The 14060-nt window shown below is 48.5% G+C and carries 9 protein-coding genes; 7 read left to right on the plus strand and 2 right to left on the minus strand.

The window, feature by feature from the left end; translation table 11 throughout:
- Position 1: 1 nt before the first annotated feature.
- From FD09_RS09310 to FD09_RS09325, 4 genes are all read left to right on the plus strand, one after another.
- The gene (locus FD09_RS09310; RefSeq protein WP_057820682.1) at positions 2–616 is read left to right on the plus strand and encodes a TetR/AcrR family transcriptional regulator; all 615 of its coding nucleotides are present in this window, start codon (positions 2–4) and stop codon (positions 614–616) included.
- Entirely contained in the window at positions 603–3959 is a 3357-nt protein-coding gene (locus FD09_RS09315) for an MMPL family transporter (RefSeq protein WP_057820684.1), read from the plus strand. Before FD09_RS09310 ends, FD09_RS09315 begins: the two co-directional genes overlap by 14 nt.
- A gap of 156 nt (positions 3960–4115) precedes the next feature.
- Entirely contained in the window at positions 4116–7142 is a 3027-nt protein-coding gene (locus FD09_RS09320) for a sulfatase-like hydrolase/transferase (protein ID WP_057820686.1), read from the plus strand.
- A 25-nt stretch (positions 7143–7167) separates the two neighbouring features.
- The gene (locus FD09_RS09325; RefSeq protein ID WP_057820688.1) at positions 7168–8664 is read left to right on the plus strand and encodes a hypothetical protein; all 1497 of its coding nucleotides are present in this window, start codon (positions 7168–7170) and stop codon (positions 8662–8664) included.
- Between the two features lie 53 nt (positions 8665–8717).
- On the opposite strand, the gene rpiA is transcribed toward FD09_RS09325, so the two are convergent.
- Positions 8718–9413 (minus strand): ribose-5-phosphate isomerase RpiA, encoded by a 696-nt coding sequence (gene rpiA / locus FD09_RS09330; protein ID WP_057820699.1) that lies wholly within the window; start codon positions 9411–9413, stop codon positions 8718–8720.
- A gap of 226 nt (positions 9414–9639) precedes the next feature.
- Here rpiA and FD09_RS09335 point away from each other — a divergent pair, with 226 nt between their 5' ends.
- Positions 9640–10812 carry a glycosyltransferase gene (locus tag FD09_RS09335; RefSeq protein WP_235812256.1) on the plus strand — a complete coding sequence of 391 codons (1173 nt, stop codon included), beginning with the start codon at positions 9640–9642 and terminating at the stop codon, positions 10810–10812.
- Positions 10802–11659: a glycosyltransferase gene (locus FD09_RS09340; RefSeq protein WP_057820690.1), complete on the plus strand. Its 858-nt coding sequence runs from the start codon at positions 10802–10804 to the stop codon at positions 11657–11659. Before FD09_RS09335 ends, FD09_RS09340 begins: the two co-directional genes overlap by 11 nt.
- 85 nt (positions 11660–11744) lie before the next feature.
- Here the strand turns inward: FD09_RS09340 and FD09_RS09345 are convergent, their stop codons facing one another.
- A complete protein-coding gene (locus FD09_RS09345; RefSeq protein ID WP_057820692.1) occupies positions 11745–11933 on the minus strand; it encodes a hypothetical protein in 189 nt (62 codons plus the stop codon).
- A gap of 81 nt (positions 11934–12014) precedes the next feature.
- On the opposite strand from FD09_RS09345, the gene secA reads away from it, so the two are divergent.
- On the plus strand, positions 12015–14060 hold a 2046-nt coding region (gene secA / locus FD09_RS09350; protein ID WP_235812257.1), incomplete at its 3' end, for a preprotein translocase subunit SecA.

Genomic DNA, 14060 nt, shown 5'->3' on the forward strand with positions numbered 1-14060 from the left:
AGTGGCGACTTTAACCAGTGATAAGACGGAAAAGATTTGTCAGGCAGCGCTGCGGTTATTCACCGCCCGAGGGTATGCGGAAACCAATGTACCGTCGATTGCCAAAGCGGCTGGCGTCGGTGTTGGGACGCTGTATCGGTATTTCAAGAATAAAGAGGGCATTTTCAACACCCTCTTCCAGCAGGTGCTGCGTCACTTCCTGGATGAGTTAGAAATCCGGGTCCAGCCCAGCGATTCGGTGCAGGACCAATACAGTCAGTTGTTCGATGCTTCTGCGACGCTATTGATCAATTATTCCGCCGAGCTGCATTTTGTCAGTCTTAACGCCTTCAACGAGGTGCTGGATAGTACCAGTCGGGAAGCTCGGGAGAAAGTCATTACATACTTCACCGATTTTCTCAAAAACGGCCAGCGCCAAGAGGTATTCACGAAGGCCGATCCGGACACGCTGCTGGTCCTGTTGTACGGCAGTGTTGAGATGATGGCCTCCCAGTTATGGATCAAGCACGAATTGTACTCGGATCCGGCCGCGGAAACGCGCTTGGTCCACCAAATGAAGAACTTATTATGGAATGCGTTGACAGTGGAGAGGAAGGTTTTTGTTGAAGAAGTTTAGAGAGAAGCACACATTCGCCCTCATATTCTGGGTTATCGTGGTGGCTATCGCCATCTTCCTGATGCCCAACGTGACTCAATTGACTCGGGAAAAGGGCGCCATCAAGCTGCCTAACGATGTGGAAAGCCAAATGGCGACCAGAATCGAAAAACGGGCCAACAATAACAAGACGGTACGGACTTACATTGCCGTTTTCAATAATGGTAATGAAAAACTGCCTGCCGACAAGATCGCCGACATTAATCAGGCCATCAAGAATATTCACAGCGTCAAAGGGATGACCGTGCAAAGTATTACGGCACCCAATGACAATGCGGAAACTAAGAAACAATTGATCGCCAAGGACAAGACGACTCAGATGGCCATGATCACGGTCAAGGCCTCTGGCAAGGTACAAGATCAGTCGGCGGCGCTGCGGAAACAAATTAAGAGCAGCGGTTTAAAGACGTACATCACGGGTTCCGATGTCTTGAACGACGACTTTTCAACGATTACTGAAAAAGGGATTCAGAAGACCGAAGTCATTGCCATCGTCTTTATCCTGATCGTGTTGATTATCGTCTTCCGATCACCAATCGTCCCGCTGGCGTCATTGGCGACAGTCGGGGTGGCGTTTATCACCAGCCTGAGCATCGTGATGAACCTGGCCCAATATCAAAACTTCCCGATTTCTAACTTCACCCAAGTCTTCATGGTGGTAGTCCTGTTTGGGATTGGGACAGATTACAACATTCTGCTCTATAACACGTTCAAGGGTCATCTAGGCGAAGGGCTGGCTGTGGCCGACGCGGTACGGGAAACCCGGCGCACCGGCGGTCGGACGATTCTTTACTCCGGCTTATCCGTCCTGATTGGCTTCTCTGTTTTGGCCTTGGCGAAGTTCTCCTTCTACCAATCCGCTGTCGGAGTGGCCGTCGGGGTCGCAGTACTTTTACCGGTCTTGTTGACCTTGAACATGTTCTTCATGGCGACATTGGGTCACAAGCTGTTTTGGCCGAGCAAGACCACCAGTGGTGAAGCCGAAAGCAAATTATGGCATGCCTTGAGCAAGGCCGGATTGGCCCAACCCATTCTGGTCGTCGCGGCCATCGTCATTGCGGCGGTACCATTTGCGCTGACCATGAATCAAACCTTGAACTTCAATAATGCGGATGAATTACCCGAATCCCTCCCCTCTAAGGTCGGCTACCGCTTGATTCAAAAGCATTATTCCAAGGGGATGACCGCGCCTTCGACGATTTATATCGAGAGCAAGACCCCGCTGAATACCCAGGAAGCACTGGGTACGGTGGATGATTTGACCCAATATTTACAAAAAGAGTCCGGTGTCAAAACCGTGGCTTCTGTGACCCAACCCGGTGGCACAAAGATTGGTCAATTGTATTTGAAGAACCAACTGAGCACCGTGGTCAATGGTTTGGATCAGTCCACTAAGGGGTTGAAACAAATCCAAAGCGGTCTGAAGAGTGCCAATGATCAGCTCACGAAGGCCGATATCAAGGGTTCCACAGAGCAGGTGCAAACATTGGCGAATGGGAGTCAACAACTGCAAAGTGGTGCCGGACAACTGGCCAGCGGTGTCACCACTTATACCGCCGGGGTGAACCAGGTGAACAACGGCGTCAATACGCTGCAAGGTAAGACGCCTACTTTAGCCAGCGGTGTGAGTCAGTTGACGAGCGCCACCCAGCAACTCCAGAGTGGTGCATCCACTTTGGCCCAAGGCATCAACCAATACACAGCAGGTGTAAACCAAGTCAATAGCGGTATTGCTTCCATGCAGGGCAAGACGCCAGCACTGACGAATGGGGTCAGCCAATTGACCAGTGCCAGCGGTCAGCTCGCGACGGGCATGAAGCAGTTGAACGCCCAGGTGGCCCAAGTCTCCAGCTTAGCCAACCAGCTGATTGCACTGGCTAACCAGATTCCTGGCGCAGGCGCCCTGACGGAGCCGGCTCAAGCTGGTCTCAACCAATTGACCAGCGGCATCGGCCAACTGAATACCGGCGCCAGTCAATTAAATGGCGGCCTTGGCAGCTTGAACGGTCAGCTACCGACATTGACGAACGGTGTCGGCCAACTGTCTGCGGGCAGCCAGCAGCTTGCCGGTAAGAGCGGTACGCTGGCGAGCGGCGCCAATTCATTGGCCAGCGGCTCTACCCAAGTCAATAGCGGTATGCAAACATTGAATGGCCAGATTCCGGCCTTGACCAGCGGTGTTAACCAACTGGCACAAGGGACCAACCAATTGGCCAACAATAGCGGCACATTGAATAGCGGTGCCACCTCTGTTTCTTCCGGGACGCAACAAGTCAATGCCGGCGTTCAGCAACTGAATACGAAGGTGAAAGCCCTGGCTGTTCAAGTCACCGAACTGCAAAAGGGTCTGTCTAGTGCCGATGATGGTCTGACGACTTTGGAAAAGGGCAATGCGACGATGAAGTCCTACCTGGATGAGTTGCAAAAGTCCTATATGGGTGATGCGTTCTATATCCCGAAGGAAACCATTTCTTCCAAGACATTCAAACCGGCCTTGGATAACTACATGGCCGACGGCAACAAGATCACGACGCTGACGATGGTCTTTAACGGTGATCCAGCTACCTTGGCTTCTGCCAAGAAGTTGCGTACGATTCAAAGTGACATCAAGGCGAAGTTAAAGCATGGTCCGTTGAAGGATGCTAAAGTCGCTATTGGCGGTCAAACATCGCAAACGGCCGATTTGGAAGAACTGGCCAACGGCGACTTCCTGCGGACAGCGGTCATTATGGTCGTCGGGATCGCCATTGCGTTGATGGTCGTCACCCGGTCCATTATTCAACCCCTGGCGATTCTGGGGACTTTGCTGATGGCGTATGTGACGTCATTAAGCTTGACCCATCTGATTACCGATAAATTACTCGGTGTCCCTTTGCTGACTTGGAATACACCGTTCTTCAGTTTCATCATGCTGATCGCCCTTGGGGTGGATTACAGTATCTTCCTGATGATTCGGTTCCGGGATCAGCGGGGGCAAGAGCCAGCCGTGGACAAACGGATGCTGCATTCTGCGACCGTCATCGGCGCGGTCGTTATCTCGGCTGCCGTCATCCTGAGCGGTACTTTCGCCGCCTTGATTCCGTCCGGTGTCACGACTTTGATTCAAGTGGCACTAGCCGTGATCATTGGTCTGGTCATCTTGGTGATCACGCTGCCGCTGATGTTATCAGCGACTGTCCAATGGGTAGCGAAGAGTCAAGCAATGCCAGTCGTGCAGGCAGCTGCACCCAAGGCCACGACACCCGTGGTGGCTAAGCCAACGACACCAACCGTAACTGATCACACTGATAAAAATAAGAAGTAAACCTGAGATTCTTCTAAACGGCATTACCCACTGCGGGTAGTGCCGTTTTTTTGATCAATACTGTGACACCGGTTGTTGTCAAAATGTATTCTTAGCTCGAGAGAGGGTGTAGTACAATGGGTCACATGAATGAATTTTAATGGAGTGCAATAATTAATGGAAAAACAGCGAACTCGTCTCACTGTACTTGGTGGGACATTTATTTTAATTTTGACCGGAACCGCTCTCTTAAATATGCTGATATTGAACCGCTCATACGCTTTCTTTACTTTTTCGGCAGGGAATAGTGTGAAATGGTGGCTGGCTCTGCACATGGGCAGCGTTCTCAGTCAAATGACTATTCCGCTCACATTTTTGTTGGCGGGATATTTTTGGGCCAACAAACGAGTGTCTGTGGGCACCGCCGCAGCGAGTTGGCTGCGGGGATGGTCATTATTGCTGCTGAGCCTCGTCATTGTATTTGTGGGCTTCAAAACATTAAGCATGAATGCCATTTTAGAGAGCCTTTTCCCCCTGACCCGCGGTGTCAGCACCGTCTTCAGCGGCATGATTGTGTGCTTGGTGACCCAACCATTATTGGTTCGGTGGATTCAGAGGACCAATATCCGATTCCTGACCCTGGTGCTGGGAAGTCTTTGGTTGGTCAGTCTGTTTTGGAACCATTTCCGTCAAGATGCCAATGACCCAATCAACATTCTCTTAATGGTGGCCTTATTCATGATTGGAATGTTGTTGAGCCGCAGCGGCTGGTGGCAAAAACGATCGCTGTGGCAATTGGTTGCCATTGGCGGCGCAGCATTGTTAACCATGTGGGCGAGCTTGGGTGTCATGGGTAAAATTTCGTTTTTCCTGTATGGCAATTATGATGTAATGGATACTTTTACCAAGCCATTCAGTGTCTTAATGGTGGTGGCCGCCATTGCAGTCACCGTCTTTGTGGGTCGATTGATCCAGCAATCAGAGGGACGCATGCTCGTGGTCGCGTTGACGATGGCCAATTTAGTCAGTCAAGCGCCTACTTTGAGTGCGTTCATTTCGGATACGATTCAAAACAAGTGGCCTGGTTTTCTTCATTTCTTATTAACATCGGCAATTTTTGCCGGTGTGTTGGCAGTGGCGTTGTTGGGACTTATATGGGGAACACAACCGGTCTGGACGCGTGTGGCTGGTCGGTTGGATCAACAGTGGCATTTGACGACTGTTGCGGAATATGCGCGCATTCCGACACGGCTAAACACGTGGGGCAGGGCGGTCTTCAGTCAACATTGGCATCAGTTGGTGGCAGTCGCGGTCTTTTACGTGACGGCATTCGTTTCTTTCTTAAGCATGACGCGGGACGGCTTGGTCGGCGATGGTTTGTTGTCAAAACGTGAGCCGGTGTTGCCATACTTACTTCTTAAAGACCAAAAGATGATTGTCCTCACCACATTGATGCTGATTGCAGCGTGTGTCGTGCTGCATGTCATCACGACGCGCTTTTGGGTTAGCTTCTTACTGGTGGAAGTATCCTACAGCATTTGGACAATCGCCAATCGGATGAAGATTGGGTTGCGTAACGAGTCGGTCTTACCGGCTGATTTGCACGAATTAAAATCATTACCGGAATTATTTGCCATGGTTGGCACTGCAAAAATCGTTTTGATGATCCTGGCGATTCTGCTTGCGATCGGTGCAATTGTATTTTTAGAGATACGCCTGCCCCGACCATTGCAAGCAAAATGGCCTGCTCGGATCGGTCTGATCGTTTTGGCTGGTTTAATTTTAGCGAGTCCGATTCATGTGAACCAAAAAGGCTCGTACGCCAACGCCTTCAACCGCGCTTTTGGCAATGCGGCGGACTTTGTGACGCCAATTAATGGTGTCCAAACCCATGGCCCGTTATTACAATTCACCAACTCGCTGGATGTTCAGCTCATGGACGAGCCAGATGATTACAGCGCAGAACGTGTGGCGGCTATTGTGCAAAAATATGCGGCCCAAGCGAAACAAATCAACAAGACTCGAACCGCTAATATTAAAGATCAAACGGTCATTTTCAATCTGAGTGAAAGTTTTGTTGACCCTAAACGTTTTCCAGATACCCACATCGATGGACAGGACCCGATTCCGAATGTGCGGAAATTGATGAAACAAACTACCAGCGGTTACATGATGAGTGCGGGTTACGGTGGTGGTACTGCCAATATGGAATATGAGTCGTTCTCCGGCTTTATCATGAGCGGGTTCACCCATTATTTGGTGCCTTTCACCCAAGTTGTGACGCGCAGTGGCCGAGCACCGGGCTTTGCTGATGACTTTCCTTCAGGCACGGCGATCCACCCTTACACCGGGTCGTTTTATAACCGACCGCAAGCATACCGCAAGATGGGCATCAAGACGTTCAAGTATTTGGGCAGTCAGTATAAGATTATTGATCAAAGCAAAATTCAAAACAGTCCGTACCTTTCTGACAACACCGCTTATGCCAACGCCCTGCAACAAATCAATCAGGTGGGCGGCGGCCAATTCATGAACCTGGTCACTATGCAAAATCACATGCCCTATGATGCTAGTTTCTACCCAGACAACCCGTTCCAAGATACCGTGAGTGGGGCGGCGTTGAGCAACGATGCGATCACTTCCAGCTACGCCACGTATACGTATGGCACCTATGAAACAGACAAAGCGGTGAAAAAGTTCATCGATGAGATCGACAAAATAAAGAAACCAATCACCTTGGTTTTCTACGGCGATCATTATCCAGCAATTATCGACAATGACTACGTTTTGAAGGACCCGGTACGGATGCATGCGACAGACTTCTTCATCTATTCTAATAAGGCCAGCCGCGCGCACAACACGAAGTTGAAGAAGACGCATTACAGCGGGACCAATGATTTTATCCCCATGGTCCTGGAACATTTGAATGCCAAAGTGTCGCCTTATGAAGCCTTGCTGACAGATGTGGATCACGATTTACCCGCATTATCCATGCCGGCTGGTACCAAGACCGATGCAGATGGCAATACTGAAAATGTCGTGCAAGGGGTGACTAATAAAGGTAAGCTAGTCACAGTGGATAAGCTGACCAAGAAACAAAAACAGCTCTTGGCGGATTACCAAATGATTCAATATGACATTACCTCCGGCAAACAATATTCTTTGAAGGGCAACACCTTCATGAAGAACCCGGGCGGTAAATGATTTAATGAAGGGTTGTGCAATATTCATGCGTGAAGTGTGGCGTGATCGGGATAAACGCTGGACCGTTATCCTCTTATTCATCTTGGCAGTGGCAGGGACACTTTTCTTCTCCCATAATTCGCCTTTGTATTATTTCAATGAGTGGGTAGACAGCAATGCCTACTTCACAGTGGCGCGGGGAATGCTGAACGGTAAAACCCTGTATGCCGGGATTTTTGATCAGAAGGGGCCATACTTATATTTTCTGCACGTGGTGGCATTAATTTTGACGCCCCATCGATATTGGGGCATTCTGCCGTTTCAGATGTTGGCCTTATTCGCCGACTTGGTGATTGTTTATCGCTGGGCCCGGGTGTATTTATCCCATAAACCGGCGCTGCTGGCACCCATGGGATTTTTGGCATTGTACTTCAATTACATCTACTATCAACGGGGGGATAGTGCGGAGGAATTTTGTTTACCGTTTCTGATGTTGGCTTATTACCTATTAACTAAGTTCCTGTTTGGAGAAGAGGCCCCCAGCCGAATCGAAACGTTAATCATGTCGTTTGGCGTCGGATTCGTACTGCTAGTTAAATTTTCACTGCTCGTGCCGATCGCGGCAGCGTACCTGATTTGGTGGGGGTATATGCGCCAACGTCACCAATATGATGAGCTGAAAGCTAACATATTGTGGTCCTTGGTCGGCTTTCTCGTTGCCTGGATTCCGGTGTTGCTGTATTTTCTTGTGACCCACGCATTCGGTGCTTTGTGGTACGAGTATTTTTACACCAATCTCTTCCTGTACAGTGCCCATTATGGCAATGGCATGCTGGGGAGTGTCATTGGTAAATGGCTGATTTTACCCGCCCAAAATTTCAGTCAAATTCCCTGGCTGTTTGCCGCGATTGCGTTCAGCGTAATTGTGGTCTTGGTATCCCGATATTTCTTCTCTCTCCAAAGCCATCGGTGGTGGTTCTTACTGGTGATTGTCGCCAACTATTTCGCGGTGATCACGCCAATTCGGTTTAACCATTACTATTTGGCTTTGCTGCCGCTGATTGTGCCGGGGTTGATTATGATAGCGCGTTGGGGTGATCGACTGCTCGGAGGGTTACAAGTCTCCGCTTTAGGGATGATCATGCTCAGTACACTGGTGTTGTTCCTAGGGACGATGCAGAATCCGCGGGTGGCCAGTGAATCTCGGCTCACCAGCGGGCAGCCAGTGATTACACAAATCACCAACCCAATTAAGTATGACAAAGGTGCCCATTTCATGCTCTATAAGATGATGGACGCCGGCTACTTCATGGTGACTGGACAAGCCCCGCAGGAGAAATATTTTGCGGCGTACAACATTACCCACGCAGCCATGCCAGCCGTAGAAGATTCGCAGCAAAAGGCAATCAAGGCAGGCAAGTACAAATATGTCATCACAGATCTCAATGCCGTGGCTGAGGTGATGCAAATCAATCCGCGCTACCATATCATTCGGTCCGCCAATTGGGATACGACCCATGCGGCGCTGATGAAACGAGAATAGTGTAAACAAATAGCCGTCTCGGTTGAGACGGCTATTTGTTTACGTTGATTCAGTTATCTGGTGCGAGTCTCGATGTGCCCATCTTCATGGGCAATAATCACTTTGTCGGCCACATTCAGAAACAGGCCGTGTTCAACTACCCCTACCGTTGTATCCAACCACAGTGCCAAACCCGCCGGTACGGGAATTGGATCCACATGCAGATCAATAATGTAGTTGCCATAATGGGTCATGAACCGGCGGCCATCCGCATCCTTCCGGAATTCCGGTTCCAGGTTTTCATCCGCAAACTTGCGATATAAATGCTCACAGGTATTGCGCAACACCTCAACCGGCAGTGGAAATCCGCTCAAATGATCCACAACCTTAGATTCATCCACGATCCAGGTACAATGCCGGGAATACGTGGCGACGTTTTTTTCCATCGTCAACGCACCGCCGCCACCCTTGATGCCATCCAGATGACGATCTACCCGATCCGCACCGTCGACGGTCAGATCCAACAATTCCACGTCACTCAACCCACTGACCTTGAAGCCCTTAGCCTGCAATGCCTCTTTGGATCGATTCGAAGTCGTGACGATGGCCGCCAAGGACAACCCGTCCTCATCGCGCCGCCGGGTCAAGGCATCAATAAAGTACTTGACGGTTGACCCCGTACCCACGCCCAGCGTCATGCCGGATACCAACTGCTTGGCCGCTTGGTTGGCGGCCTCTTGCTTCAATTTATTCTGTTCAGCTTCACTCAGCATTCAATTGCCTCCTATATGTATTCGTATACATTATAGCAGTTATGGCTTCAGACAATCCGTTGTTTTTACAGATACTCACTAACATATTGTGACAAATGCTGGAGATCAGCTCCCATCAATGCATAACGACGTGGTAAGATTTACATATATCACTGCTGGTTCTGCATGCAGTTTGGATCGTTTCTTTTCTGGCCTCCAGGACTAGTATTTTAGGAGAAAAATGATGACCACTTACATGTTGCATATTAATACGACGAATTATCCGGGTTATCCATTTTGGGAGATGGGAGCAGCGGGGAAATGTCACTTTGACCGTGAGACCTTTGCACAAGAGATTGGCATCAAGATTATTGACGGATTTGCGTATACTTGGGATGATGAGCCCCGCGATGTCTTGAATTCCCGTTTAGATGGAATTTTGGGTGGACTAAAGCAAAATGATGCTGTTATCGTGCAATGGCCTTTTTTTACGTTTAAAAGTCACTGGATTCAGACGTTTATCGATCGGGTACACCAATTTCGGAGTAAGTTGATTTTCTTAATTGACGATATTTCCAGCTGGCGTGTCGGCCCAGAACTACCTAGTCCAGATAGTGCGGAATTGCCAGTCTATCTCAGTCGATCGGATGTGAGTGAAGAAGTTAATTTTATCTCTCAGGCGGATGGTGTCATTTTTCATTCGGCACCAATGTATGACCACTTTTTAGAAGAGATGGCAGTAGCTGGGAAAACACTGACGCAAAATGTCACTTACTATGGACCGGGTGGACATGGAACGGCTTACTTTCAGGGGCGGCGGCAGCCTGATGGTGGGGTTGATTACGCAGGAGCATTATTCAAGGCACCATTTTTGAAAAAACTGCCGAGTGATTTCAAAATCAATGTCTATGGTGCTGAAAAAGACGACACAGCGCTTGCAGAGCACCAGAACATCTCTTTGCATAAGCGCGTCGACCCCCAGGCGATGCCGCAAATGCTTGAGGGGTCATATGGGCTTATCTGGGATTCAGAGCAATATCCTGGTGTCATTGGGCCTTTGGGAGAGTATGAAAAATACAATACGCCGGCCAAGTTTCCCATGTACTTGTCAGCTAACGAGCCCGTGATCGTTTGGTCCCAAGCGTCCACCGCGCCGTTTGTTGAGACAAACGGGATTGGTTTAATCGTAGATTCTTTGGCTGAATTGCCAGACAGATTAGCTAGCGTTACGCCAGACCAGTACAATCAGATGTTGGATAATGTGTTAAGAATTAGCCCACTGATTCGCAGTGGCTTTTTTCTCAAAAAAGCAATTTTTGAAGTACTCGGTCTCGTTTACGACAACAACTTGACCACCACTCGCCCCGATATCATTTCGCTTGATCACCTGACAGGAGAAAAACTTAATGGAAAATAATGCTGTTCTTTTTACTGTGGCTGGTAGTCACGTACAGTTATGTGGTACCGCCATTGCGTCGCTGTGTATGCACCTACCGGCCAATGCTGGGCTCAAGATTTTGGTTATGCAGTCCGATATTTTGATGAATGACATTTATTGGTTGAAGGCAATTCCTAAAAATTTTGCTCGACCAAATGTCAGCGTCGATGTCTGGGAAAAGCCACAGGTGATGGCGCAAGTCCACTTAACACATCAAAACGAGCGGTTCCCGTCAGTTACTCTTTGGCGATTGTTTGCACCGTACATCTATCAAAATTACGACAAATTGTTGTACTTAGACAACGATGTTCTTATTTGTGACAATGTCCTCCCTCTTTTTGACATGTTGCCGGAAAATAAAATAATGGGTGTGGTAAATGACTTTCAAAGTTTTATTAATGTGGGCTTCCCAGAAAAATCAGTTTGGTCAGAAGTAGATAATTTTGCGCAGTATTTCAATTCCGGCGTTTTATTGATCGACCCGAAAAGGTACACTGACGCATATTCGGAGACTACGATGGTGGAAGCTGTTAATTCAGCCTCCTATACTTTTTTGGATCAAACCTTGTTAAACCGTCTGATCACTGATCGCGTCGCATATTTGCCACTACAGTATAATTATCAAAAAGACGACGAATGGCTAGCGGGGTTTGCAAAACAACGCAACCCCCAACAAGCGGCAAAGATATCGGTTGCTCGTAAACATGTGGTCATTCGTCATTTCGTATTCACAAGGCCGTTCTCCCTTCCATGGGAGCACGGGTACATCCAAGATGAATTTGAACGTGATTTTTGGCAAACATTTTACAAGGTGAAGATGCAATAGTACGAGCTCGGTTAAACCCAATACAGGGCACAAAAAATAGCCCTGAGGAAAGGCTAACACTGGTCGTATTCGTGAGATTCGAGAGTTATCCTAACAACTGGGTAATTAATGGGTAAAGGATACCGCCCAAAACGATCACTGCCAGGGTAATTGCAATGATGATTTGCAATGCTTTGCCTGGAGTCTTGTGGTCATCCGGGTCTTTAACGAACTGCTTTTCGTATTCGAACCGCTCTTTGATGTCGCGGTCTAATAATTTATCTTTGTTTGCCATGATGCTATAATTATAGCTACTTGACGCCGATAATACAATTGGTGCGACACAGAACGGATGGGGGCGTTTCTGATCGGATTGTTGAATAAGCGTGTGCTGAAGCGCTACATGCGAATAACGGATCAGATTGTATCGTTATTACCAAAATTTAAAGAATTGAGCGATGGTCAACTGCAAGCAAAGACTATCGCACTGAAAACGCAGTTAGCTGCTGGACATACTCTAAAGGAGGTGTTGATCGAAGCCTATGCTACCGCTGCTGAGGCGGATCGGCGTGTGCTGGGATTGACTCCTTACAACGAACAAATTCTCGGGGCGGTCGCGTTAGAATACAATAATGTGGCAGAAATGAAGACTGGTGAGGGTAAGACACTCACGGCCACGATGCCGATGTATTTGCATGGGCTAACTGGGCCGGGTAATTTTTTGATTACCGCGAATGATTATTTAGCCGATCGGGATGCCGCCCAGATGGGTCAAGTTTATTCTTGGCTGGGGGTCAGTACAGCTTCGGGGGTGGCTAAGCCAGGACATGAAGACGATGAGCGTGATAAGCAGGATATTTACAGCCATGACATTGTTTACACGACCAATAGCACACTGGGGTTTGATTATCTTTTGGATAACTTAGCGGCAAACCAAAGTGATTTATATATTCGCCCATTCCGCTTTGCCTTGTTGGATGAAGTGGATGCTATCCTTTTGGACATGGCCCAGATGCCCTTAATCATTTCAGGCGCGCCACGGGCCCAATCAAATCTTTTTGAGCCGGCCGAGGCGCTAATGAGCATTATGACGCCCAAGGTGGATTTTGAACAAAGTGATGACAATAAGAAAGCGTGGTTTACACCCACCGGCATTCGGCGGATGAATACATATTTTGATGTCGACGACATTTTAAGTGAAGAGCACGCCAATCTTTATCGGCATATGGTCTTAGCTTTGGAGGCTCATTTCTTATACGTTAAAGACCGTGACTATGTGGCTGATAACGACAAAGTAGCCTTGTTGGATTTGGCTAATGGTCGGGAACTCAGCGGCATGCACTTGGAAGCTGGTCTGCATCAGGCCATCGAAGCCAAGGAGCATGTCAAACTTTCTGCGCCAACGCGTGCCATGGCGTCAATTACGTATCAGAATTTATTCCGCATGTTTCCCCAATTGGCGGGGATGACCGGTACGGCTAAAACTGATGCTGCGGAATTGCGGGAGACATATAACATGGATGTGGTCGTGATTCCTACCCACCAACCCACTATTCGGGTGGATCGACCAGACCACCTGTTTGTGACCAATGAGGAAAAGATCATCGCGTCGTTAAAAGAAGTGCAAAAGGCGTACAAGCAACATCGCCCCGTGCTGATCGAAACGGGGTCGGTATCAATGTCGAATCTTTATTCGCGACTGTTACTTAGTGCAGGCATACCGCACAACTTATTGAATGCGCGCAGTGCGGCTAAAGAAGCTAAAATCGTCGCCACTGCTGGACGGGTCGGTGCAGTAACCGTGGCCACCTCCATGGCGGGGCGGGGGACTGACATTATTCTTGACAAGGAGACAGTGGCGATGGGGGGCTTGCTGGTAATTGGCACTGAACGAATGACCAGCGAACGGGTAGATAATCAATTACGAGGACGAGCCGGGCGTCAAGGCTACCCTGGCCAAAGCGTTTTTTATGTTTCTTTGGAAGACCGCGTGGTGATTGAGAATTCACCAAAATGGGTTAAGAAATACCGCAAGAAACATGCTCCGGAAGCAGTCGTTGCTACTGATCCGCAACCGTTGCGCCAACACCGCTTTCATAAACTTGTCTTAAGAGCACAGCAAAATGTGACGAAAACCCAGCGCGGTGCCCGGTTCCAGACACTGGAATTTGATGAAGTCTTTCGGGTGCAACGGGAATATATATATCGAATGCGGAGTGAGGTGATGAACGCCGGTCAGTTAAATGAACAAGTGATTCAGGTATTAAAGACGGCCACTTTCAATTTTTCTCATCAGAAAAAGCATCAAGAAATGATGGAAATCGCAGACTTCATTCTGAATTCGATCGATTATTCGTTTACTCCGAATGAGTTGGTGAATCATCGGGAATATTCAGATGTGAAGTGCCCCATAATTGTTAGA

The organism is Schleiferilactobacillus perolens DSM 12744 (genome assembly GCF_001435585.1).
Classification (GTDB): Bacteria; Bacillota; Bacilli; order Lactobacillales; family Lactobacillaceae; genus Schleiferilactobacillus; species Schleiferilactobacillus perolens.